This window comes from Hydrogenophaga sp. OTU3427 (assembly GCF_038440225.1).
Classification (GTDB): domain Bacteria; phylum Pseudomonadota; class Gammaproteobacteria; order Burkholderiales; family Burkholderiaceae_C; genus Hydrogenophaga.
In genome coordinates, this window is record NZ_JASATI010000016.1 from 40,745 (window position 1) to 62,444 (window position 21,700).

Annotated in this window: 21 protein-coding genes and 3 tRNA genes; 8 read left to right on the forward strand and 16 right to left on the reverse strand. The window is 67.4% G+C overall.

Annotation, left to right across the window (positions count from 1 at the left end; translation table 11 throughout):
* Position 1 precedes the first annotated feature (1 nt).
* The 6 genes from AAHB17_RS11435 to AAHB17_RS11460 all read right to left on the reverse strand — a co-directional run bounded on the left by AAHB17_RS11435 (position 2) and on the right by AAHB17_RS11460 (position 5,302).
* Positions 2-679: a CBS domain-containing protein gene (locus tag AAHB17_RS11435; RefSeq protein ID WP_342130703.1), complete on the reverse strand. Its 678-nt coding sequence runs from the start codon at positions 677-679 to the stop codon at positions 2-4.
* A gap of 91 nt (positions 680-770) precedes the next feature.
* Positions 771-2,024, reverse strand: coding sequence for a radical SAM family heme chaperone HemW (hemW, locus tag AAHB17_RS11440; RefSeq protein ID WP_342130704.1), 1,254 nt, complete (start codon positions 2,022-2,024; stop codon positions 771-773).
* The gene (rdgB, locus tag AAHB17_RS11445; RefSeq protein WP_342130705.1) at positions 2,024-2,638 is read right to left on the reverse strand and encodes an RdgB/HAM1 family non-canonical purine NTP pyrophosphatase; all 615 of its coding nucleotides are present in this window, start codon (positions 2,636-2,638) and stop codon (positions 2,024-2,026) included. The genes hemW and rdgB overlap by 1 nt, the downstream gene beginning before the upstream one ends.
* Before the next feature lie 8 nt (positions 2,639-2,646).
* Entirely contained in the window at positions 2,647-3,387 is a 741-nt protein-coding gene (gene rph / locus AAHB17_RS11450) for a ribonuclease PH (RefSeq protein ID WP_342130706.1), read from the reverse strand.
* Positions 3,384-4,295 (reverse strand): PP2C family protein-serine/threonine phosphatase, encoded by a 912-nt coding sequence (locus AAHB17_RS11455; RefSeq protein WP_342130707.1) that lies wholly within the window; start codon positions 4,293-4,295, stop codon positions 3,384-3,386. Before AAHB17_RS11455 ends, rph begins: the two co-directional genes overlap by 4 nt.
* 5 nt (positions 4,296-4,300) lie before the next feature.
* Complete coding sequence (locus tag AAHB17_RS11460; RefSeq protein ID WP_342130708.1) at positions 4,301-5,302, reverse strand: serine/threonine protein kinase; 1,002 nt, start codon at positions 5,300-5,302, stop codon at positions 4,301-4,303.
* Between the two features lie 66 nt (positions 5,303-5,368).
* Between AAHB17_RS11460 and AAHB17_RS11465 the strand changes: the two genes are divergently transcribed.
* From AAHB17_RS11465 to AAHB17_RS11480, 4 genes are all read left to right on the forward strand, one after another.
* Entirely contained in the window at positions 5,369-6,286 is a 918-nt protein-coding gene (locus AAHB17_RS11465; RefSeq protein WP_342130709.1) for a YicC/YloC family endoribonuclease, read from the forward strand.
* A 5-nt stretch (positions 6,287-6,291) separates the two neighbouring features.
* Positions 6,292-6,912 (forward strand): guanylate kinase, encoded by a 621-nt coding sequence (gmk, locus tag AAHB17_RS11470; protein WP_342130710.1) that lies wholly within the window; start codon positions 6,292-6,294, stop codon positions 6,910-6,912.
* A 22-nt stretch (positions 6,913-6,934) separates the two neighbouring features.
* Positions 6,935-7,138 (forward strand): DNA-directed RNA polymerase subunit omega, encoded by a 204-nt coding sequence (gene rpoZ / locus AAHB17_RS11475; RefSeq protein ID WP_342130711.1) that lies wholly within the window; start codon positions 6,935-6,937, stop codon positions 7,136-7,138.
* 112 nt (positions 7,139-7,250) lie between these two features.
* A complete protein-coding gene (locus AAHB17_RS11480) occupies positions 7,251-9,503 on the forward strand; it encodes a RelA/SpoT family protein (RefSeq protein WP_342130712.1) in 2,253 nt (750 codons plus the stop codon).
* A 12-nt stretch (positions 9,504-9,515) separates the two neighbouring features.
* On the opposite strand, the gene greB is transcribed toward AAHB17_RS11480, so the two are convergent.
* Together greB and AAHB17_RS11490 are read right to left on the reverse strand one after the other, a co-directional pair.
* Positions 9,516-10,079 carry a transcription elongation factor GreB gene (gene greB, locus AAHB17_RS11485; RefSeq protein WP_342130713.1) on the reverse strand — a complete coding sequence of 188 codons (564 nt, stop codon included), beginning with the start codon at positions 10,077-10,079 and terminating at the stop codon, positions 9,516-9,518.
* 83 nt (positions 10,080-10,162) lie between these two features.
* Positions 10,163-10,239 (reverse strand) — tRNA-Arg (locus tag AAHB17_RS11490).
* 120 nt (positions 10,240-10,359) lie between these two features.
* Between AAHB17_RS11490 and AAHB17_RS11495 the strand changes: the two genes are divergently transcribed.
* On the forward strand, positions 10,360-10,557 hold the full coding sequence (locus AAHB17_RS11495) for an NF038104 family lipoprotein (protein ID WP_342130714.1): 198 nt from the start codon (positions 10,360-10,362) through the stop codon (positions 10,555-10,557).
* Between the two features lie 13 nt (positions 10,558-10,570).
* Here the strand turns inward: AAHB17_RS11495 and AAHB17_RS11500 are convergent, their stop codons facing one another.
* The 6 genes from AAHB17_RS11500 to hrcA form a co-directional block, all read right to left on the reverse strand.
* On the reverse strand, positions 10,571-12,157 hold the full coding sequence (locus tag AAHB17_RS11500) for an HD domain-containing phosphohydrolase (RefSeq protein WP_342130715.1): 1,587 nt from the start codon (positions 12,155-12,157) through the stop codon (positions 10,571-10,573).
* A gap of 75 nt (positions 12,158-12,232) precedes the next feature.
* Positions 12,233-12,856 (reverse strand): exosortase H-associated membrane protein, encoded by a 624-nt coding sequence (locus AAHB17_RS11505; RefSeq protein ID WP_342130716.1) that lies wholly within the window; start codon positions 12,854-12,856, stop codon positions 12,233-12,235.
* Between the two features lie 241 nt (positions 12,857-13,097).
* Positions 13,098-13,607, reverse strand: a complete 510-nt coding sequence (xrtH, locus tag AAHB17_RS11510; RefSeq protein ID WP_342130717.1) for an exosortase H — start codon at positions 13,605-13,607, stop codon at positions 13,098-13,100.
* Between the two features lie 164 nt (positions 13,608-13,771).
* A tRNA-Asn gene (locus AAHB17_RS11515) sits at positions 13,772-13,847 on the reverse strand.
* Positions 13,848-13,873: 26 nt separating this feature from the next.
* Positions 13,874-13,950 (reverse strand) — tRNA-Ile (locus AAHB17_RS11520).
* 44 nt (positions 13,951-13,994) lie between these two features.
* The gene (gene hrcA, locus AAHB17_RS11525) at positions 13,995-15,014 is read right to left on the reverse strand and encodes a heat-inducible transcriptional repressor HrcA (RefSeq protein WP_342130718.1); all 1,020 of its coding nucleotides are present in this window, start codon (positions 15,012-15,014) and stop codon (positions 13,995-13,997) included.
* 35 nt (positions 15,015-15,049) lie between these two features.
* Here hrcA and AAHB17_RS11530 point away from each other — a divergent pair, with 35 nt between their 5' ends.
* From AAHB17_RS11530 to rapZ, 3 genes are all read left to right on the forward strand, one after another.
* Positions 15,050-15,970 carry an NAD kinase gene (locus AAHB17_RS11530; RefSeq protein ID WP_342130719.1) on the forward strand — a complete coding sequence of 307 codons (921 nt, stop codon included), beginning with the start codon at positions 15,050-15,052 and terminating at the stop codon, positions 15,968-15,970.
* 81 nt (positions 15,971-16,051) lie between these two features.
* The gene (gene recN / locus AAHB17_RS11535) at positions 16,052-17,707 is read left to right on the forward strand and encodes a DNA repair protein RecN (protein WP_342130720.1); all 1,656 of its coding nucleotides are present in this window, start codon (positions 16,052-16,054) and stop codon (positions 17,705-17,707) included.
* A 10-nt stretch (positions 17,708-17,717) separates the two neighbouring features.
* Positions 17,718-18,575: an RNase adapter RapZ gene (gene rapZ, locus AAHB17_RS11540; protein WP_342130721.1), complete on the forward strand. Its 858-nt coding sequence runs from the start codon at positions 17,718-17,720 to the stop codon at positions 18,573-18,575.
* Here the strand turns inward: rapZ and mutY are convergent, their stop codons facing one another.
* Positions 18,576-19,667, reverse strand: a complete 1,092-nt coding sequence (gene mutY, locus AAHB17_RS11545; protein WP_342130722.1) for an A/G-specific adenine glycosylase — start codon at positions 19,665-19,667, stop codon at positions 18,576-18,578. It lies immediately after the preceding gene.
* The gene (locus AAHB17_RS11550; protein ID WP_342130724.1) at positions 19,667-21,652 is read right to left on the reverse strand and encodes a dynamin family protein; all 1,986 of its coding nucleotides are present in this window, start codon (positions 21,650-21,652) and stop codon (positions 19,667-19,669) included. Before AAHB17_RS11550 ends, mutY begins: the two co-directional genes overlap by 1 nt.
* Positions 21,653-21,700 lie beyond the last annotated feature (48 nt).

Below are 21,700 nucleotides of genomic sequence, written 5' to 3' on the forward strand. Positions count from 1 at the left end.
GTCAGGACCAGAGGTCCAGCGGCGGATCGTGCACCACGGCGCGCAGGATGTCGGAACGCGAGATGAAGGCGCTGACGACGCCGTCGGCCGCCACCACCGGCAGCCCCGGCAGGCCCAGGTCCAGCAGCAGCTGGGCCACGCGGCGCAGATCGGTGTCCGGCTCCACGCTGGGCACCGGCGTGACCATCAGCGTGGTCACCGGCTGCATCAGCATCGCGCGCCACGCCAGCGCATGGGTGTCGGGACCGGGCAGCTGGTCGGGTCGCAGCAGTTCGCCGCGCGTGATCATGCCCACCAGGCGGCCCTGCGGGTTGACCACCGGCGCCTGGCCCATGCCGTGGTCGGCCAGCGTCTGCCAGGCTTCCAGCACCGACGCGCTGTCGGCCACCGTGAGCACGGTCGGGCTCATCACGTCCAGCACCCGGGTCAGGGGATGGCGCTGCGGTTTGGGCGACTGGATGCTGGCGTATTCGTTGACCGCCTGGCGCTGCGCGCTGGCCACCGCCCCGGCCGCCGGCTCCGGCACCACCGGCAGCGGAGAGACGTCGCGCTCCATGGAGCGGGAGGTGACAGCGGCGGCGGCGCGCGTGCGCCCGACACGCAGCGTGGGCGCGATCTTGCGCAGTTCTTCGAGCGGGCCCCTGAACATCTGGCCCGAGGTGCCATAGATGGCGAACATCACAAACCCTTCACGAGCGGGTGCTGGCCCAACGGCCGCAGTGTAGCCAGAGTCGGGCCGCGCCCCAAGGGCCGAGCCTCCAGCGGCCGGTTCAGGCGGCCGGTTCAGGCGGCAGGAACAGGGCCTGCAGGTCGCTGAGGAAATCGAAGCCGCGCTCGGTGGGCCAGACACGCTGCAGGTCGCGTGCCAGCAGGCCCAGCCGCTCGCCTTCGGCCAGGCCGGCCTGGATGGCGGTCAGCGGCAAGCCGGTGCGTTCGCTGAAATGGGCCAGCTCGAAGCCGTCCCTCAGGCGCAGCGCATTGAGCATGAACTCGAAGGGCAGCTCGGCGCGCGCGACCTCGTTCTCGGTGGTGACAGGGCGGCCTTCCAGCGCCTGCTGCATGTAGAGGCGCGGCTCGCGCCAACGCACCTGGCGCAGCACCCGGTGCGGAAAACTCAGCTTGCTGTGGGCACCCGCGCCTATCCCCAGGTAATCGCCAAACTGCCAGTAGTTGAGGTTGTGCCAGCAGCGGTGGCCGGGCCGCGCGTAGGCCGACACCTCGTAGCGCGACAGACCCGCCTGCACGGTGCGCTCGGTGATGAGGTCCAGCATGGCGTAGGCGTCGTCGTCCACCGGCACCGCCGGCGGGAACTTGGCGAAGTAGGTGTTGGGCTCGATGGTCAGGTGGTAGATGGACAGGTGGGGCGGCGCGAACGACAGGGCGGTGTCCACGTCGCGCGCACAGTCGTCCAGCGTCTGGCCCGGCAGCGCATACATCAGGTCGAGGTTGAAGGTCTCGAAGTGTTGTGCCGCCTCGTTCAGCGCCGCGCGCGCCTGGGCACCGTCGTGCACCCTGCCCAGGGCCTTCAGGAAGCGGTCGTCGAAGCTCTGCACCCCCACCGACAGGCGCGTCACGCCGGCCTGGCGGAAAGCCTTGAAACGGTCGGTCTCGAAGGTGCCGGGATTGGCCTCCAGGGTGATCTCGGCATCGGCCTCCAGCTTGACGCGTGCCCGCACATCCGAGATCAGCTGCGCGATGGCGTCGGGCGAGAACAGGCTGGGCGTGCCGCCGCCGATGAAGACGCTGTGCACCATGCGGCCCCAGAACAGCGGCAGGCTGGCCTCCAGGTCGGCGCGCAGCGCGGCCAGGTAATCGCGCTCGGGCAGCGCACCCTCCGAGCCAGCCTGCCATTCGTGCGAGTTGAAGTCGCAGTAAGGGCATTTCTTGAGGCACCACGGCAGATGGATGTAGAGCGCCAGCGGCGGCAGGGCGCCCAGGCGCAGCGTGCCCGGGCGCATCAGGTGCATGACGTCGTTGGTGGCGCCCGGCGGGTCGCCCGCCGGCAGGATGGGGATGCTGGCCATCAGGTGGGCGTGTCGGCAAACCAGCGTTCGCGCATGAGCAGAAGCATGGCCTGGGCCGCGCGGCCCCGGTGGCTGTGGGCGTTTTTCACTTCGGTCGGCAGCTGCGCAAAGGTCTGGCCGAACTCGGGCAGCCACATCACCGGATCGAAGCCAAAGCCGTTGCTGCCCACCGGCTCGGGCGCGATGCGGCCCACCACCCGGCCGCTGGCCACCAGGGGCTCGGGGTCGTCGGCGCTGCGCAAGGCCACCAGGGTGCTGACCAGCGCGGCGCGCCGATCCGTCACGTCCTTCATCTGCTCCAGCAGGGCGCGCACGTTGTTGCTGTCGCCCTTCTCGTAGCCGAAACGGGTGGCGTAGTAGGCCGTGTCCACGCCCGGCTGGCCGCCAAAGGCGTCCACACACAGGCCGGCATCGTCGGCCAGCGCGGGCAGGCCGCTCAGCTGCGCGGCGTGGCGGGCCTTGGCCAGGGCGTTTTCGATGAAGGTGTGGTGCGGCTCGGCGGCCTCGGGGATGCCGAGGTCGGACTGGCGCACCAGTTCGACGCCCAGCGGCGCGAACATGGCCTGCAGTTCGGCCAGCTTGCCGGGGTTGTTCGACGCCAGGACCAGCTTCATGCCCACGCTCATTTGAAGGCGGCGGTCTGCAGTTCAACCAGCTCGCCTATACCCTTTTCGGCCAGGGCCAGCAGTTGGTTCATCTCGTCGCGGCTGAAGGCGACACCCTCGGCCGTGCCCTGCACTTCCACGTAGTGGCCGACGCCGGTCATCACCACGTTCATGTCGGTGTCACAGGCCGAGTCCTCGGGGTAGTCGAGGTCCAGCACCGGCACACCCTGCACGATGCCCACCGATACGGCGGCCACCGGGTGGATGATGGGCGACTCGCTCAGCTTGCCCGAAGCCAACAGCGTGTTGACTGCGTCCTGCGCGGCGACAAAGGCGCCGGTGATGCTGGCGGTGCGGGTGCCGCCGTCGGCCTGCAGCACGTCGCAGTCGAGTGCGATGGTGCGTTCGCCCAGTTTCTTGAGGTCGAACACGGCGCGCAGCGAGCGGCCGATCAGCCGCTGGATTTCCTGCGTGCGCCCGCTCTGCTTGCCCTTGGCGGCTTCGCGGTCGCTGCGGGTGTGGGTGGCACGCGGCAGCATGCCGTACTCGGCCGTGACCCAGCCCTCGCCGCTGCCGCGTTTGTGCGGCGGCACCTTGTCCTCCACGGAAGCGGTGCACAGGACGCGGGTGTCGCCGAACTCGATCAGCACCGAACCTTCGGCGTGTTTGGTGAAGCCGCGGGTGATGCGCACCGGGCGCAGTTGGTCGGCGGCCCGGCCGAAGGAACGGGCCAGGGTCGCAGGGGAAGTGGAACTCATTTGGAAGGACCTTTTCGTGCCGCTGAGCGGCGTATGGCTTCGTTGATCTCGGCGATCGAACGCTCGATGGCCGCGTCGTCGAAGTCGTCGAGCGAGGGGTCGATGGTACCGGCCTGTATGGTCGAGGCGAAGACGCCATCGCTGACGCCGTCTGTGCTGATCACGTGGGTGGGCTCGAAGTCGCCCGGCGTCTCCCAGTCCAGCGCCAGCACGGTGACGTTGTCGCAGTGGGCGCCGCCGCGCTTGAGCGCCTCGTCCACCAGCACCGGCACCGCCTCGCGCACCTGCCCCTGGCTCAGCTGCTCGGCGATGTGTTCGTCGCTGAGCTCGGACCACAGGCCGTCGGAGCACAGCAGGACGCGGTCGCCCTCGTGCAGGAAGACCGGGTCTGAGACGTCGAACAGCGGCGCCACCGGCGATCCCAGGCAGGTGAACAGGATGTTGCGGTTCATGGGGTCGGCCTGGCCCCGGATCATGATGTGTTTCTCGGCGTAGGAATGGTCGCGGCTGCGCTGCAGCAACTGCCCGCCGCGCACCAGGTAGATGCGCGAATCGCCCGAGTGAATCCACTGCAGGTAGCCGTTCTGGATCACCGCCGCCACCAGTGTCGTGCGGGGGTTGTCCAGCATGGCGTGTTCGTTGCCGTGGTTGACGATGGCCTGGTGGGCGGCCATCAGGGCCTCGCTCAGGAAGCCGGCCACCTTGCCCAGGGCGGGCTGGGCCTGCTGCTGGAACAGGTCGGACACCGCCTGGATCGCCAGTTGCGCCGCCACCTCGCCCTGCGGATGCCCGCCCATGCCATCGGCCAGCGCGAGCAGCACCGCCTCGCGGGTGTAGCTGTAGCCCATGCGGTCTTCGTTCTTCTCGCGACCGCCCTGGCGGCTGAGCTGGTGGACGGCAAACTTCATGGTGCTCACAGGTGGGTGACGTCCGAGGCCGGACGCCCTTTCTTGCCGTCGGGCGAGATCAGGTTTTCGAACTGCTGGCGCACCTTGTCGGCGACGCTGGGCTTGGAGTAGCTGCGCTCGATTTCGCGGCCCAGTTCCTTCTGCAGCGAAAACACCGACTGCGGCCGGGCCAGGGGATCGAGCGCCATGCACCATTGCACGACCTCGATCAGGTTGTCGGAATACACACCCCTCAGCCGCCCCATGGCCAGGGCCAGGCGGTCCTTTTCCAGCCGCTGCGGGGCATCGTTGGGCGGGTAGCCCTGCATGCTGGCGTAGATGCAGGCGCCGACGGCATAGATGTCGGTCCAGGGTCCGAGCTGGGCGTTGCGCTTGTACATCTCGGGCGCGGCGAAGCCGGGCGTGTACATGGGCCGCACGAACTGGCCCTCCTTGTTGAGAACCTCGCGCGCGGCGCCAAAATCGATCAGCACCGCCTTGTTGTCCTCGGTGATGAAGACGTTGGCCGGCTTGATGTCCAGGTGCAGCATCTTGTGCTGGTGCACGATGCGCAGACCCCGCAACACCTCGTCGAACAGTGAGCGGATGGTGGATTCGCGGAACACCTTGGGGCGCTTGAGCTCGCGCGCGGTGACGATGAAGTCCTGCAGGGAGGCGCCCTCCAGGTAGTTCATCACCATGTAGACGGTTTCGTTCTCTCGGAAGAAGTTGAGCACGCTCACCACCGAGGGGTGGGAGATCTGGGCCAGCGCCCGGCCTTCCTCGAAAAAGCTCTTGAGGCCCAGGCGGTAGAGCGACAGCTTGTCGGCCGGCACCGTGGGCAGCAGGTGCCCGGGATCGCGCGAGGCCAGCGAGGCCGGCAGGTATTCCTTGAGCGCCACCTTCTGGCCACCGGCGTCGATGGCCAGGTAGACAATGCCAAAGCCACCCGCCGCCAGCTTGCGGATCACGCGGTAACCCCCTATGAGGGTATCGGGCGGCAGCGGAGCGGGTTTGGTCTTTGACATAATGCGGACTTTTGCAGCGCACGCCCGCCAGCGGCCTCCGGCCTGCGGGGCCCAACGGAAAATCCAATGCCAGTTTACAGCATGACCGGCTATGCCACGGTGCACGGCGGCCCCTCGAAAAGCGAGGCCGGCGGCACCGCGCAAGCGGCCGGTTCGCCCGGCGTTGCGCTTGAAATCCGATCGGTCAACAGCCGCTTCCTGGACCTCAGCTTCAAGCTTTCCGATGAGCTGCGCTCGGCCGAACCGGCCCTGCGCGACAAGATCATGTCCCGCATCAAACGCGGCAAGGTCGAATTGCGCGGTTGGATCGAGGGCCGGTCCGACGCCGGCCTGCAGGCCCCGACCTCCGCCGACCTGCAACGCCTGCTGGCGCTGCAGGACAGCATCCGCGCCTGGCTGCCCGACGCCGCCCCGCTGACGGTGGCCGAGGTGCTGCAGACCAAGACCCGCCAACCCATGTCCACCGCTGGCCTGTCGGACGCACTGGTGGAGCGCATGGACGCCGCACTGGACGCCTTCATCGCCTCGCGCGAGCGCGAGGGCGCCCGCCTGGCCAGCAGCCTGATCGAACGTGTCATTCAGCTGCGTGCCCTGGCCCAGCAGGCCCAGCCGCTGGTGCCCCAGCTGGTGGAGCAGCAGCGCCAGCGTTTCCTGGAGCGCTGGAACGATGCCCTGGGCAGCGCCGACGGCGCGCCACCGGCCGACATGGCACGCGACCGCGCGCTGACCGAGGCCACCGCCTTCGCCATCCGCATCGACGTCGCGGAGGAGCTCACGCGCCTGGCCTCGCACCTGGATGAAATCGAGCGCCTGCTGCAGCACGGCAAGGACCTGGGCAAACGCCTGGACTTCCTGATCCAGGAACTGCACCGCGAAGCCAACACCCTGGGCTCCAAATCGTCCAGCCTGGAGCTGACCCGCATCTCGGTCGACATGAAGGTGCTGATCGAGCAGATGCGCGAGCAGGTCCAAAACATCGAGTGAACACCATGGAATACCCAGGCAACCTCTACGTGGTGGCGGCCCCCAGCGGCACCGGCAAATCCAGCCTGGTGAAGGCGCTGATGGAGCTCGACTCCCACATCGCGCCGTCCATTTCGCACACCACGCGCGCGCCCCGAGGGCAGGAGGTGGACGGCCGCGAATACCACTTCGTGGACAACGCCACCTTCGACCGCATGGTCGCCGAAGGCGCGTTCGTGGAGTGGGCGCACGTGCACAACAACCGCTACGGCACCTCGCGCGCTGGCATCGAGGCCATGATCGGCCAGGGCATGGATGTGGTCCTGGAAATCGACTACCAGGGCGCGCTGCAGATCAAGAAGATGTTCGCCAATGCGGTGCTGATCTTCATCCTGCCGCCGAGCTGGGCCGAGCTGCGTTCGCGCCTGCAGCGCCGCGCCGAGGACTCCCCCGACACCATCGAGCTGCGCCTGCGCAACGCCGCAGAGGAGGTGGCCCAGGTGCGGGAATTCGATTTCGTTATAATCAACGATTCATTTGACCGCGCGCTCTTCGATCTGAAAGCCATCGCCCACGCCCAGCGCCTGAAGTTCGCTGCGCAGCAACGGGCCCGCGCAGACACCTTCCGCGCTCTCAACATCCTCTAGTTTTTTGCCCCAGGAGAACACCATGGCCCGCATCACCGTCGAAGACTGCCTGGAAAAAATCCCCAACCGCTTCCAGCTCGTGCTGGCCGCCACCTACCGGGCCCGCATGCTGAGCCAGGGCCACGCGCCCAAGATCGAAAGCAAGAACAAGCCTGGCGTGACCGCCCTGCGCGAGATTGCCGACGGCAAGATCGGCCTGGAAATGCTCAAAAAAGTTCCCATCTGATCGCGCGCACACCGTCCCCAAAAAGCACCTTCGTGGTGCTTTTTTTGTTTGCGCGGCGAGGTCAAGGCCTCCCCGCGCGGCGGGCCGCGCGCTCAGCGGATAAAGTACGGGTATGAGTCCCACGGCCGCCACCGCATTTCCCGTTGAAAGCGCCAGCTCCACGCCCGCCCAGAGCGCGGCGGCGGCCAGCTTCGCCGGACTGGTGGCGCGCATGGACTACCTCAGCGCCGCCGAGGTGGAAATGGTGCGCCAGGCCTACCGCTTTGCCGACGCCGCCCACCTGGGTCAGATGCGCAAGAACGGCGACCCCTACATCACCCACCCGATCGCCGTGGCCGCAATGTGCACCGAGTGGAAGCTGGACGCCCAGGCCCTGATGGCCGCGCTCATGCACGATGTGCTGGAGGACTGCGGCATCACCAAGCAGGAGATGGTGGAGCGTTTCGGCGCGCCGGTGGCCGAGCTGGTGGACGGCCTGACCAAGCTGGACAAGCTGGAGTTCGACACCCGGGAGCAAAACCAGGCGGAGTCCTTCCGCAAGATGCTGCTGGCGATGGCGCGGGACGTGCGCGTCATCCTGATCAAGCTGGCCGACCGCACCCACAACATGCGCACCATGGGCGACATGCCCAAGGCCAAGTGGGGCCGCATCTCCAGCGAAACGATCGAGATCTACGCCCCCATCGCCCACCGCCTGGGTCTGAACCACACCTACCGGGAACTGCAGGACCTGGCCTTCCGCTTCCTGCACCCCTGGCGCTACGAGGTGCTGAGCAAGGCCCTGAGCAAGGCGCGCGGACGCCGCAAGGACCTGATCTCGCGGGTGCGTCACGAGGTGGAGGCGGCGTTCGAGAAACACGGTGTGCACGTGCGCATCATGGGACGCGAGAAGACCCTGTACTCGGTCTACCGCAAGATGGACAACAAGCACCTGTCCTTCTCGCAGGTGACCGACATCTATGGCTTTCGCATCGTCCTGCCCGAGCTGACCGACTGCTACACCGCCATGGGCGTGCTGCACCAGCTCTACAAGCCCCTGCCGGGGAAGTTCCGCGACTACATCGCCATCCCCAAGGTCAACGGCTACCAGTCGCTGCACACCACGCTGATCGGCCCCTTCGGCACCAACATCGAGTTCCAGCTCCGCACCCACGCCATGGACGTGGTCGCCGAGTCGGGCGTGGCCGCCCACTGGCTTTACAAGGCCAGCGAACCGGGCAGCGACACCAGCCAGCGCCTGGGCACGCAGTGGCTGCAGTCGCTGCTGGACATCCAGCAGGAAACCCACGACGCGGCCGAGTTCTGGGACCACGTCAAGATCGACCTCTTCCCCGACGCGGTCTACGTGTTCACGCCCAAGAGCAAGATCATGGCCATGCCGCGTGGCGCGACCGTGATGGACTTCGCCTACGCCATCCACAGCGACGTCGGCCACCGCGCCATCGCCGCCAAGATCAATGGCGAGCAGATGCCGCTGCGCAGCGAACTCAACAACGGCGACGTGGTCGAGGTCGTGACCTCGCCCCACGCCCAGCCCAACCCGGCCTGGCTGAGCTTCGTCAAGACCGGGCGGGCGCGCAGCAAGATCCGGCACTACCTCAAGACCGTCGCCCACGACGAATCGCGCGCACTGGGCCAGCGCATGTTGACCCAGGCCTTGCGTGCCGAGGGCTTTGCAGAACTGCCGGGCGACTCGGCGGAGCACAAGGCGATCTGGGACAAGCTGCTGCGCTTCACCGGCAACCGCGGGCGCGACGAATTGCTGGCCGACATCGGCATGGGACGGCGCATCGCCAGCATGGTGGGCAAGAAGCTGGGCATGCTGCTGGCCGAAACCGGCGTCAAGCCCGACCTGCTGCTGATCAGCACCGAGCGCTACGCCAGCGGCCAGGAAACCGTGACCCAGGGCGTGGTCACACTGGACGGCAGCGAAGGCCTGTCGGTGCAGTTCGCCACCTGTTGCCACCCCATCCCTGGCGACCGTATCGTGGGCTACCTGGGGCGTGGTGAAGGTCTGGTGGTGCACATCGACGACTGCCCCATTGGCCGGCGCCTGCTCGACCGCGATCGCGAGCGCTTCCTGGAAGTGGAGTGGGCCGACGAACCGGTGCGCGCTTTCGAGTCGGCGGTGCTGGTGACCGTGACCAACGGCAAGGGCGTGCTGGCCCGCGTGGCGGCCGCCCTGGCCGCGGCCGAGGCCGACATCACCCACGTGGACATGGGCATGGAGCCGGCGCAGACCGCCACCGACCTGAAATTTGCCATCACCGTTCGCGACCGCGTGCACCTGGCCGAAGTGCTACGCAGCCTCAAGCGCACGCCTTCGGTGGTGAAGGCGCAGCGCCTGCGGCCACGGGGCGCCTGAACGCGCCCGTCATCAGCCGTTGGCGGGCGTGGGGTAGCTGACCCGCAGCACCTCGATCTGACGCCAGCCGGTGGGCGTCATCAACCTCACCTCGTCACCTTCACGCGCCTTCAGCAGGGCCTGGGCCACGGGTGACACCCAGCTCACCTGCCCTTGTGTGTTGTCGGCCTCGTCGATGCCACGGATGGTGATGGTGGTCTCGTGGCCCGACTCATCGCAATAGGTCACAGTGGCGCCGAAAAAGACCTGATCCCGTCCGTGGTGCACGCTGGGCTCCACGACTTCGGCGATCTCCAGCCGCTTGGTCAGGAAACGGATGCGGCGATCGATTTCGCGCAGCCGCTTCTTGCCATACAGGTAGTCGCCGTTTTCCGAGCGGTCCCCGTTGCTGGCCGCCCAGTGCACCACCTCGACGATGCGGGGACGCTCTTCGTCGATGAGCCCAAACAACTCGGCCCGGAGGCGGTCGTAGCCTTCGCGGGTGATGTAGTTCTTGGTGCCTGCGGGCACGGCCGGCATGGCGCCGCCGTCTTCGTCATCGTCCCCGTCGGACTCGCGTGTGAACGCCTTGCTCATGCCTTCGCTCCCGCTGATGGACAATCACCATCCGGCCCCAAGAAAAAAGGCCTGCAACTTGCGTTGCAGACCTTTTTCGTTTTTGGTGCGGCTGGCAGGATTCGAACCCACGACCCCTTGGTTCGTAGCCAAGTACTCTATCCAACTGAGCTACAGCCGCTGAAGCAATAAGTATAACACTGTTTTTTGGCCCTTCTTTTCACCTTGCCACAAACGCTTCAAAATTCTTGCAGACATGTGGGTGACGAGGGGCAAGCCGGCGCGTTACAGTGCACTCACGATGAGACGCCACGCTGCCCGCCCCTTCCAAGTTGTCACGCTGCTGCTGGCCTGTGCGTGGCTGCTGCAGGGCTGCGCGGTGGTGGCCGTGGCCGATGCGGCCGTCACGGTGGTGGCGACGGGCGTCAAGATCACCGCCAAGGCCGTGGGCGCCGTGGCCGACGCTGTGATTCCCGACGGCGACAAGAAGCAGGACTGAGACCCGCGCCCGTTCAGCAGTCGATCTGCTCGGGCCCCAGGAAAGCCTGCGCGTAGCTGCGGTAGACCTGCTTGTCGACGAACACATCAAAGAGGTCCGGATCGATGTGCCCGCCTTCCTTGAAGTTGCGCATGATGGCCAGCGCCTGCGACAAAGGCATGGCCTTCTTGTAGGGGCGGTCGCTGGCGGTCAGGGCCTCGAAGATATCGGCAATGCCCATCATGCGCGCCTGCCAGCTCATCTCTTCGCGTTTGAGTCCCTTGGGGTAACCGCGCCCATCCATGCGTTCGTGGTGGCCACCCGCGTACTCGGGCACCCGCGTCAGGTGCTTGGGCCAGGGCAGTTGCTCCAGCATGCGTATGGTGGTGGAGATGTGTTGGTTGATCACCTCGCGCTCGGGCCCGGTCAGCGTGCCGGCACGCACGCTCAGGTTGTCCACCTCGTCGTCGCTGAGCAGGGGCCGTGGCTGGCCATCCGGGCCTTGCCACACATAGGCGCGGGCGATGTGGCGCACGCGCGCCACGTCATCGTCGCTCATGCGTTCGCCGCCGATGTTGGTGCGGCGCAGGAATTCGCGGTCGGCGTCGCAGCGCTCCAGAAAGGCGGCCAGATCGGCATCGCCACCGGCGGCAGACTGGCTGCTGGCCACCGCGCGCCAATGCCGCAGTTCGGCCTCGCGCTTGACCAGTTCGAAGCGCACGTCGACGTCGTGGATGCGGTCGTGGATGGTCTGCAGCTTGGTGGCCTTGTCGACCACGTGCACCGGCGTCGTGACCTTGCCGCAGTCGTGCAGCAGCGCGGCGATGCGCAACTCGTGGAAATCCTTGTCGGTCATGCGCACGTCGCGCAACGGCCCGTCCTCGGTCGCGTTCACGGCCTGGGCCAGCATCATGGTGAGCTCGGGCACGCGCTGGCAATGGCCACCGGTGTAGGGCGATTTTTCGTCAATGGCGGCGTTGATGAGGCCGATGAAGGACTCGAACAGCGATTCGAGCTGCTGCAGCAACTGCCGGTTGGTCAGCGCGATGGCGGCCTGGGAGGCCAGCGACTCGGCCAGGCGTTGGTCGGCCGCGGTGAACGCCTCCACCTCACCGGAGTCGGGGTCGATGGCATTGAGCAGCTGCAGCACCCCGATCAGGTCGCCTTCGTGGTTTTTCATCGGCACCGTGAGAAAGGACTTGGAGCGGTAGCCGGTGCTTTCGTCGAATTTGCGCGTGCCCGAAAAATCGAAACCGGCGGTCGTGTAGGCGTCGGGCACGTTCACCGTCTGGCCGGTGTTGGCCGCGTAGGCCGCCACCAGGCTGTGGTTGGGCGAGCCATCGGCGGCGCGCAGCGGCAGGTCGTGGAATTTGCCCGAGATGGCCTGCCCGCCCACCCCACCCAGGGCAATTCCCAGCCGGTCGTTGTGCACGATCTCGAAATGCAGGTGCTGCTGATCTTCGGTCAGTTGGTAGAGCGTGCCGCCCTCGGCCCGCGTGATCGCCTTGGCCGCCAGCAGGATGTTCTCCAGCAAGCGGTCGATGTTGCGCTCGCTGGACAGCGCCGCGCCCACGGCAATCAGTTGCTCAAAGCGCCGCAGCAGGGTATAGGTGGTTTCCATGTCGTGATCTCGTTGAGGTGGCGCAAAGCTGGCCCACATTGTCAAACAAAGACAAGACTTGTGACCGCCCCACGGTCAGGATTCCGGCGTCCGCTCCAGACGTCCGGCCAGCGTCATCTCCAGCCACAAGCGCTGGACAAAAGAGCGGTCGAGCAACAGCCACAACAACACCGGCGCCAACGGCGTCAGCATCAGGAAACCGAACTGGTAGCCGTAGGCCACCACCTCCAGCGACCAGCGCGGCAGACCGGTCTGCACCAGCACCTGCGGACCGCTGGCGAGCAAGGCATCCTTGAGCCATTGGAAACACAGGCTGATGGATTGCAAGGGCATCAACGCCACCGCGCCCAGCAGCAGCTTGAGCGGCCAGCGCCGCGGGCGGGACGCCAGCAGCAGGGCCCACAGCAGCACCACGCCGTAGCCGAAGGTGCGGTAGTTCACCTCGGGCGCCAGCTGCGCCACCACCAGGCGACCCCCTTGGGGCACCAGCACATTCAGATGCGTGAGCAGCACCCCCACCGTCCCCTGGCGCTCCACCCCCGCCACCCAGCCAAACAGGGTCTGCATGACCTGTCCCGCCAGTGCAATGACTGGCGCCGACAGGTAGGCAGACAACTGGTACCACGGCCACATGAGCACCAGCAGCCAGGCGATGCTCAGGAGCAGAAAGCGGGCCAAGCGGCTAGGGCCTGTGAACATCATTGTTCCCAGTGCGAATGGGGTGAAAACAGCGTCCATCTGGGCGCGCGACGACGGCCAGACTGGGCGTCTGGCCTAGGAGTGCAACAACGAGTGGCGCTGTTTTCACCCCATTCCCTCGGGTTGCGGCCAAAAAGGCCGTGCGCCGCGTTGCGAAGCCTCGCCGGGCCACCGGCCCGTCTGCGTTTCACGCCTTGCGCACGGCCTTTTTGACTCGCAACGCATCTTGGAAAAATGATGTTCACAGGCCCTGAGCGGCAAGCTGCATCTCCGAGCGGCGCGCGACAGCGCGCATCCACAACAGCCAGACCACCAGCACGTCGAGCATGATCAGGGCCTGCCAGAGGTAGAGATGGGCAAATTCGAAGGCCTGCATGCTCCACTGCCCCAGGTAGAAAAGGCTGATGACCCGCAGCAGGTTGGCCACCTGGATGGCCACGATGCCCACGGCCATGCCGGTGAGCTTGATCGCCCAGCCCGACGGAAAGGCGATGATGCCGGCCATCAGGATCAGCGCCGCCTCGACGCCGTTGCAGCCGGCCTCGATGGACACGCCAAAACCCGTGGACTTGCTTTGCAGGATCCGGCCGTGGCTGATCACGTCGCCATCGAACCATGTCATCACAAAGGCGCTCATGCGCGCGAGCAGGCTGGTCCACGGGTGCACCAGCGCCTGCTGCACCGGGTTCAGCATCTCGACGCCGAACAGCACGGCCAGCACGAACAGAAAAATAAGAAAGAAGCGCAGCACGGCGGGTCACCCGGTTCGACACGGCGGGTTGAGCCGCGCAATCCTGTTGCGGCGATGCCCACCTGTGGCGGAATTATCACCTCGGCCGCCTCATACGGGTGCCGTTGCCACGCGGCGGCGGCAACGGAAAAGCCCCACACTTTCGTGCAGGGCTTTGGCGTATCTGGCTCCCCGACCTGGGCTCGAACCAGGGACCTACGGATTAACAGTCCGGCGCTCTACCGACTGAGCTATCGGGGAAAAATTCGGTAAGTTCGCAATGATACTGGTAGGCCGTGTTGGACTTGAACCAACGACCAAAGGATTATGAGTCCTCTGCTCTAACCAACTGAGCTAACGGCCCGACCAGCGCGGGATTGTAAGCGCAGCCCAAGAGGCTGCTGGCGCTCACTTGTTGTGGCTCAGTGCATTGCTGACCAGCTTGGCGGTGATGTCGACAATCTGGATCATCCGATCATACGCCATGCGCTGGGGTCCGATCACGCCCAGGGTGCCGACCACCTGGCCGTCCACCTCGTAGGGCGCAGTCACCACCGACAGGTCCTGGTAGGGCACGACCTGGCTTTCGCCGCCAATGAAGATGCGCACGCCCTCGGCCTGGGTGGACACGTCCAGCAGGCGCATGAGCTGGGCCTTTTGCTCGAACAGGTCGAACAGGCGGCGCAAGTTGCCCATGTCGCTGGAGAACTCGTTCACCGACAGCAGGTTGCGCTCGCCGGCAATCACCACCTCGTCGGCCGCCTGGTCACTGCTGGGATCGTCCTCCACCGCGGTCACCATCAGTTGCGCGATTTCGGTGCGAAGGGCATCGACCTCGGTGCGCAGGCGCTCGCGCACCGTCTCCATGGTCAGGCCGGCGTAGTGGGCATTGAGGAAGTTGGCCGCCTCCTGCAACTGCGACTGGCTGTAGACCGTCTGGGTGTGGATGACGCGGTTCTGCACCTCGCCATCGGGCGAGACGATGATGACCAGCACCCGGTGCTCGGACAAACTGAGGAATTCGATATGGCGAAACACCGAGCTGCGCCGCGGCGACATCACCACGCCGACGAACTGCGACATGTTGGACAGCAACTGGGCCGCGTGGTTGATGACCTTGTGCGGCTGGTCGGCCTGCAGGCTGGCGCCCGCCATGCCGTCCTGGGCGGCCAGCTGGTCGCGGTTGACGGTGAGCATGGTGTCCACGAACAGCCGGTAGCCGCGCGCGGTGGGAATGCGCCCGGCCGAGGTGTGCGGGCTGGCGATCAGGCCCAGTTCCTCCAGGTCGCTCATGACGTTGCGGATGGTCGCGGGCGACAGGTCCAGGCCGGTGGCCTTGGCGAGCGTGCGCGAGCCGACCGGCTGTCCGTCAGCGATGTAGCGCTCAACCAAGGCCTTGAGCAACAACTTGGAGCGGTCGTCTAGCATGCTTTCAATCTGTGGAGCTGTGTTGTAATTTAAACATGACATCGCCCACCCCGCCGCGCTCCGTGCACAGCAGCCCCAACGCCCCGCTGCGCTTCCGGCACGTGGCCATCGTCGGCAAGTACCAGGCGCTGGGCTCCCGCGACGCGCTCGATGGCATTGCCCACTTCCTGCACGGTGAGGGCTGCGATGTCGCGATGGAGCGCGACACCGCCCACAACACCGGCCTGATGCAGTACGGCGCGCTCGACGTGGACGACATCGGCGCCCGCTGCGACCTGGCGCTGGTGGTGGGTGGCGACGGCACCATGCTGGGCATCGCCCGCCAGCTCGCCCGCCACGGCGTGCCGCTGGTGGGCATCAACCAGGGCCGGCTGGGCTTCATCACCGATGTGGCCTACGGCGACTATCCCGACAAGCTCCGCCCGATGCTGCGCGGTGTCTTCGACGAGGACCGGCGCGCCCTGATCGAGGCCAACGTGTGGCGCGATGGGCGCTGCGTGTTCCAGGCCACGGCGCTCAACGACGTGGTGGTCAACCGCGGCCCCGCCGCCAGCATGATCGAGCTGCGTGTGGCGGTGGACGGCCGTTTCGTGGCCAACCAGCGCGCCGACGGCCTGATCATCGCCTCGCCCACCGGCTCCACCGCCTACGCCCTGTCGGCCGGCGGACCGCTGCTGCACCCGGCCATCGCCGGCTGGGTGATGGCACCGATCGCGCCCCACACCCTATCAAACCGGCCCATCGTCCTGCCCTCCGACGGCGAAATCAGCGTCGAGCTGGTGTCCGGCAAGGACGCCAGCGCCAATTTCGACATGCAGACTTTCACCGAACTGATGCACGGCGACCGTATCATCGTCAAGCGCTCGCCACACCAGTTGCGGCTGCTGCACCCGACCGGCTGGAGCTACTTCGACACCCTGCGCAAGAAGTTGCACTGGAACGAAGGCGTGGCCTGAAGCGCCGCTCGGGCGCCGGCTGCGTCGGGTGGGTGGCCGCGAGCGCCCCAGGTTTCCCCGTTTGTCCTCTCTGAGCAATCCATGGCACTGCAACGCATTGTTCTGTCCGACTTCGTCATCGTCCAGCGCCTGGAACTGGACCTGCACGCCGGCTTCACCGTGCTGACCGGCGAGACCGGCGCCGGCAAATCCATCCTGATCGACGCCCTGCAGCTGGTGCTGGGCGCGCGTGCCGACAGCGCCGTGGTGCGCGAGGGCGCGGCCCGCTGCGAGGTCTCGGCCGAGTTCGACCTGACGCCACCGGTGGCCACCTGGCTGGCCGACAACGGCTTCGACGCCGAAGACAGCCTGCTGCTGCGCCGCACCGTGGACACCCAGGGCCGCAGCAAGGCCTGGATCAACGGCGGCGCGGCCACGGCCGGGCAGCTCAAGGCCCTGGCCGACGGCTTGGTCGACATCCACGGCCAGCACGCCTGGCAAAGCCTGACCCGCCCCGACGCGGTGCGCCAGTTGCTGGACGCGTACGCCGGCATCGCCACCCACGCCCTGCCCGGCCTGTGGGCCGACTGGCGCGGGGCGCTGAAGGCACTGGACACCGCACGCACCCAGCAGGCCACGCGCCAGCAGGAAAGCGAACGCCTGAGCTGGCAGATCGGCGAGGTGGCCAAGCTCGCCCCGGGAGCCGACGAGTGGGACGAGCTCAACACCCAGCACGGCCGCCTGGCCCACGCACAAGACCTCATCAGCGCCGCCCAAGGCGCGCTGGCCGCGCTGGACAACGACGACACCAGCGCCCTGTCGCTGCTGGCGCGCGCCACGGCCCTGCTCGAATCGCAGGTGGGCATCGAGCCCCGGTTCACCGAAGTGCTCAAGGCCCTGGAGGATGCCCAGGCCCAGTTGCAGGACAGCGTGCACACGCTGCAGCACTACGGCCGCGACACCGAACTCGACCCGGCGGCGCTGCAGGCACTCGACGAGCGCCTGACCAACTGGATGTCGCTGGCGCGGCGCTACCGCTGCACGCCCGAGGAACTGCCCCAGCGCCTGGCCGACTGGAGAACGCAGCTGGCCGAGATCGACCGCGCCAGCGACCTGGACGGCCTGCAGAAAGAAGCCACCGCGCGCGAAGCCGCCTTCATGAAGGAGGCCAAGCGCCTGTCCAAGCTGCGGCAGCAGGGCGCGGCCCGACTGTCCGAAGGCATCACCCTGGCCATGCAAGGCCTGGGCATGCAAGGCGGCCGCTTCGAGGTTCGTCTGGCCCCACTGGACGAACCGCAGGCGCACGGCCTGGAGCAGGTCGAGTTCCTGGTGGCCGGTCACGCCGGCAGCACGCCGCGTCCGGTGGGCAAGGTGGCCTCGGGCGGCGAGCTCTCGCGCATCGCGCTGGCCATCTCGGTCACCACCAGCCAGTTGGGGGAAGCACCCACCCTGATCTTCGACGAGGTGGATTCGGGCGTGGGCGGGGCCGTGGCGCAGACCGTGGGCCAGCTCATGCAGCGCCTGGGCCGCGACCGCCAGGTGCTGGCCGTGACCCACCTGCCCCAGGTGGCGGCCTGCGCCGACCAGCACCTGCGCGTGGCCAAACACAGCGGCGCCCTGGGCGCGCTGAGCCAGGTGCAGGCGCTGGACGCCGCCGAACGCGTGCAGGAACTGGCCCGCATGCTGGGCGGCAGCGCCACCTCCGGCGCCTCGCTGGCCCACGCGCGCGAAATGCTCGAAGCGGCCGCGGGTGTCTGAAGCGAACACCATGCCCATGCAGCTCGTGCTCATCACCGGCATGTCCGGCTCCGGCAAATCGGTGGCGCTGCACGCGCTGGAGGACGCCGGCTTCTACTGCGTGGACAACCTGCCCCCCGAGCTGCTCGAATCCTTTGTGGCGCTGGAACACGGCCACCGCGCCGAACGGGTGGCCGTGGCCATGGACGTGCGCAGCGCCGCCTCGCTGCCCGGCCTGCCAGCGCGCCTGCGCCAGCTGCGCGGCACCGACGTGCAACTCACCACCCTGTTCCTCGACGCCACCACCGACACCCTGGTGCGGCGCTTCTCGGAAACGCGGCGCATGCACCCGCTGTCGCTGGCCGACGCCGCCGACCAGCAGCGCGCCCTGATCGACGCCATCGAACTCGAACGCGAGCTGCTGGGCGACCTGCGCGACCAGGCCCTGGTGCTGGACACCAGCCTGCTGAAGGCCTCCACCCTGCGCAGCCAGGTCAAGGGCCTGATCCAGGCGCCTCCCTCGCAGCTCACCCTGGTGTTTGAATCCTTTGCCTTCAAACGCGGCATTCCCATGGACGCCGACTTCGTGTTCGACGTGCGCATGTTGCCCAACCCACACTACGAAGCGGAGCTGCGCCCGCTGACCGGCCGCGACGCGCCGGTGGCCGACTTCCTGCGTGGACACCCGGAAGTACTGGCGATGCGCGAACACATCGCCGGCTTCCTGCAGCGCTGGCTGCCCGCCATGCGGCAGGACCACCGCAGCTACGTCACCGTGGCGGTGGGCTGCACCGGCGGCCAGCACCGCTCCGTCTACATGGTGGAAACGCTGGCGGCCGAGTTCGGGCCACACTGGACGGTGCGCACCCGGCACCGCGAGCTGGACTGATCAGGCTCCGTCGAGCCACAGCCGCACCGGCGCCGGCAGGCCCAGCGCCTGCCATTCACCGGGGGTGGCCCAGCGGCCATCGGACGCCGGCCCCGCCGATACGTTCACCGGCAGCACGGCCGGCCGCAGGCTCAGTTCGCGGTGGGTGAGGCTGTGCTTGCGCGCCGGCAACCATTGCACGGCGGCGCCATCCAGACCCCATGACACCAGCGCGCCCAGCAACGCGGCCTCGTCGCCAAACACCGGCGTGCAGTACAGGCCGGCCCAGATGCCACGCGGCGGCCGCCGCTCCAACCAGACCGCGCCGTCGGGGCGGCGCAGGGCCAGCAGCCACCAGGTCTCGTGACGGCGCAGCAGCTTGCGTGTCTTCACCGGGTAGGCGTCGGGTGCGCCAGTGGACAGGCCGCGGCAATCGCTGGACAGCGGGCACAGCAGGCACTGCGGCTTGCTGCGGGCACACAGGCTGGCGCCGAGGTCCATCAGGCCCTGGGTGTAGGACGCCATGGCGGCGTGGTCAGCATCGGGGGGCACCAGCGCCTGCGCCAGCGCCGACAGCGCCCGTTCGTTGCCGGCCTGCGCCAGATCACCCTCAAAACCCAGCGCCCGCGACAGCACGCGCTTGACGTTGCCGTCCATGATGGAGATGCGCTCGCCGAAACAGAAGGCCGCGATCGCCGCCGCCGTGGACGGACCGATACCCGGCAAGGTCTGCAATTCGACCGAAGTGGTGGGAAACACGCCAGCGAAGCGCGCGACCACCTGCTGCGCACAGGCGTGCAGGTTGCGCGCGCGGCTGTAGTAGCCCAGGCCGCTCCACAGCGCCATCACGTCGTCGGACGGCGCCGCCGCGAGATCGGCCACGGTGGGAAAGCGGGCCAGGAAACGTTCGTAGTAGCCCAGCACCGTGCTCACCTGGGTCTGCTGCAGCATGATTTCGGACAGCCACACGCGGTAGGGGTCGCGGGTGTGCTGCCAGGGCAGGTGGCTGCGGCCATGGCTGCGCTGCCAGGCCACCAGGCGGTGGAACAGGCCGTCCGGCCCGTGCGGCCCTGGCCCGTGTGCCACGGGCGGGTGGGCGGGGTCGGCGGCCATCAGGCCGGCAACACCGGCGTGGCGTCCACGGCGGGGGCAGGGGCGGCCACATCGCCATCGGCCGCATCGGGCCCGGCGTCGGCCAGCAGTTCCTCGCACCAGCCGCGCAGGCGGGCCTGGGTGGCGTCCAGCTCGACCTGCATTTGCTCCAGCTCGCGGATGCGGTCGTCCAGCCCGCTGGCCGCGGTCTGGATGCGGGTCACGGCCTCCATGCGGCGCGTGAAGTTGCGGCGGCGTTCGCGCAGCTGGCCATCCAGCTGGGCCGCCGAGCCCTTGTTCCAGGTCTCGACCTCAGCCAGGGCGGTGTCGAACACGCCTTTGAGACGCGACATCAACGCGCGCGCCAGGCGTTCGGCGAACTCGGGCTGGGCCAGCTTGAGCGTGTTGCTCAGGCCCAGGTACTGCAGGTGGTTGCGCTCGATCAGGGCCAGGTCTTCGCGGAAGCGCTGGAGGTCGGGCGCGGCCGGGGGCTGGAGCGAAAAACCGAATTCCGCGTTCAGGCTCTTGAAGCTGTTGACCAGCATGGCGTGGATGTCGTTGCCCATGGCCTGCGCCCGCGACACGACGTCGCGCAGGCGGTCAAAACAGTCGCCGTAGGTCTTCTTGACACCGAACTTGATGCCCGGCTTCTTGAGCGCCTCGGCCAGCTGCGTGACCTCGGCCTTGAGGGTGGTGGTGCTCAGCAGGCCAAACAGTTCGCGCAACAACTTGAGGTGCACCGAGCGCACCGCCTGGATGCGCGCGCCGCTGCTGTCGAACTCCGCCTGCTCCTGCTCGATGCGCAGGCGCATCTGGCGGATCACGGTGGCGTTCTTGCCGCGCAGGCCTTCGAGCTCCTGCATCTGCTCCACCAAATCGCGCTCGCGCGCGTGCAGCATGCGCCCGGTTTCGTTCTGCAGTTCATGCAAACCATCGGCCACCACGCCCTGCAGGATGCGCCTGCGCCGGCCCAGCAGGCCTTCGCCCAAGGCGTGTTCAAGATCGGGCAGGCGGCTGGCGGCCAGGCGCACCGGGTCTTGCTGCACCTTGGCCAGCAAGCCTTTTTGCGCCGACACGGCGATCACCTGGTCCTCGGCCAGCCCCAGCACACGGGCCGAGGTGGCACGCTGGCGCTGGATCTGCGACTCGATGTATTCGGGCGTGCTGAGGTCGTCCCACAGCGTGTCGATCTTGTTGAGCACCACCAGACGCGAATCGATGCGCTCGGCCGCGGGCGCGAGGTGCTCGCGCCAGATGGTCAGGTCGGACTTGCTCACGCCGGCATCGGCCGCCAGGATGAAGACCACCGCGTGCGCCTGCGGCAGCAGGCTGACCGTCAACTCGGGTTCGGCACCGATGGCGTTGAGGCCGGGCGTGTCCAGGATCACCAGGCCTTGCTTGAGCAGGGGGTGGGCCATGTTGATCAGCGCATGGCGCCAGCGCGGCACCTCGACCAAACCGTCCGCGCCCACCAGCGGGTTGTCCTCGGGGGCTTCGTCGTGCCAAAAGCCCAGCGCACGCGCCTGCGCCTGGTCGACGTGCACCACCTCGGCCACTTTTTCGATGGCCTGGGCCAACTGAGCCGGGTCGTTCACGTCGAGATCGATGCGCTCCCACTTCTCGGGCGCGCCGCGCCACTCCATCAGCGACTGGGGCTGCAACCGGGTCTCGATGGGCAGCAGGCGCAGGCAGGGCGCGATGTCGGCGTCAAAGCCCAACTCGGTCGGGCACATGGTGGTGCGCCCGGCGCTGGCCGGCATGATGCGCCGCCCGTAGCCGGCAAAAAACACCGCATTGATGAGTTCGGACTTGCCACGCGAGAACTCGGCGACAAAAGCGACCATGACCTTGTCGGCCTTGACCTGCGACTGCAGCTGGTCGAGCCGCGCCGACACACCGGCGTCCACCAGCTCGTGTTCGGCCAGCCATTCGTTGAGCCCCTTCAGGCGCTGCGCGAACTGGCGGCGCCAGGCCCCGTGCTGGTCAAATTCCTGATTGAAGTCCATGGCGTGTGGGCTGGGCGAACAAAGACGTGGAAGGAGCGGGTCAATATA

Coding starts and splice junctions, on each gene's coding strand:
- AAHB17_RS11435 (WP_342130703.1), bottom strand. CDS start 679: ATGTTCGCCATCTATGGCACCTCGGGCCAGATGTTCAGGGGCCCGCTC.
- hemW (WP_342130704.1), bottom strand. CDS start 2,024: ATGGCCAGCATCCCCATCCTGCCGGCGGGCGACCCGCCGGGCGCCACC.
- rdgB (WP_342130705.1), bottom strand. CDS start 2,638: ATGAAGCTGGTCCTGGCGTCGAACAACCCCGGCAAGCTGGCCGAACTG.
- rph (WP_342130706.1), bottom strand. CDS start 3,387: ATGAGTTCCACTTCCCCTGCGACCCTGGCCCGTTCCTTCGGCCGGGCC.
- AAHB17_RS11455 (WP_342130707.1), bottom strand. CDS start 4,295: ATGAAGTTTGCCGTCCACCAGCTCAGCCGCCAGGGCGGTCGCGAGAAG.
- AAHB17_RS11460 (WP_342130708.1), bottom strand. CDS start 5,302: ATGTCAAAGACCAAACCCGCTCCGCTGCCGCCCGATACCCTCATAGGG.
- AAHB17_RS11465 (WP_342130709.1), top strand. CDS start 5,369: ATGCCAGTTTACAGCATGACCGGCTATGCCACGGTGCACGGCGGCCCC.
- gmk (WP_342130710.1), top strand. CDS start 6,292: ATGGAATACCCAGGCAACCTCTACGTGGTGGCGGCCCCCAGCGGCACC.
- rpoZ (WP_342130711.1), top strand. CDS start 6,935: ATGGCCCGCATCACCGTCGAAGACTGCCTGGAAAAAATCCCCAACCGC.
- AAHB17_RS11480 (WP_342130712.1), top strand. CDS start 7,251: ATGAGTCCCACGGCCGCCACCGCATTTCCCGTTGAAAGCGCCAGCTCC.
- greB (WP_342130713.1), bottom strand. CDS start 10,079: ATGAGCAAGGCGTTCACACGCGAGTCCGACGGGGACGATGACGAAGAC.
- AAHB17_RS11495 (WP_342130714.1), top strand. CDS start 10,360: ATGAGACGCCACGCTGCCCGCCCCTTCCAAGTTGTCACGCTGCTGCTG.
- AAHB17_RS11500 (WP_342130715.1), bottom strand. CDS start 12,157: ATGGAAACCACCTATACCCTGCTGCGGCGCTTTGAGCAACTGATTGCC.
- AAHB17_RS11505 (WP_342130716.1), bottom strand. CDS start 12,856: ATGTTCACAGGCCCTAGCCGCTTGGCCCGCTTTCTGCTCCTGAGCATC.
- hrcA (WP_342130718.1), bottom strand. CDS start 15,014: ATGCTAGACGACCGCTCCAAGTTGTTGCTCAAGGCCTTGGTTGAGCGC.
- AAHB17_RS11530 (WP_342130719.1), top strand. CDS start 15,050: ATGACATCGCCCACCCCGCCGCGCTCCGTGCACAGCAGCCCCAACGCC.
- recN (WP_342130720.1), top strand. CDS start 16,052: ATGGCACTGCAACGCATTGTTCTGTCCGACTTCGTCATCGTCCAGCGC.
- rapZ (WP_342130721.1), top strand. CDS start 17,718: ATGCCCATGCAGCTCGTGCTCATCACCGGCATGTCCGGCTCCGGCAAA.
- mutY (WP_342130722.1), bottom strand. CDS start 19,667: ATGGCCGCCGACCCCGCCCACCCGCCCGTGGCACACGGGCCAGGGCCG.
- AAHB17_RS11550 (WP_342130724.1), bottom strand. CDS start 21,652: ATGGACTTCAATCAGGAATTTGACCAGCACGGGGCCTGGCGCCGCCAG.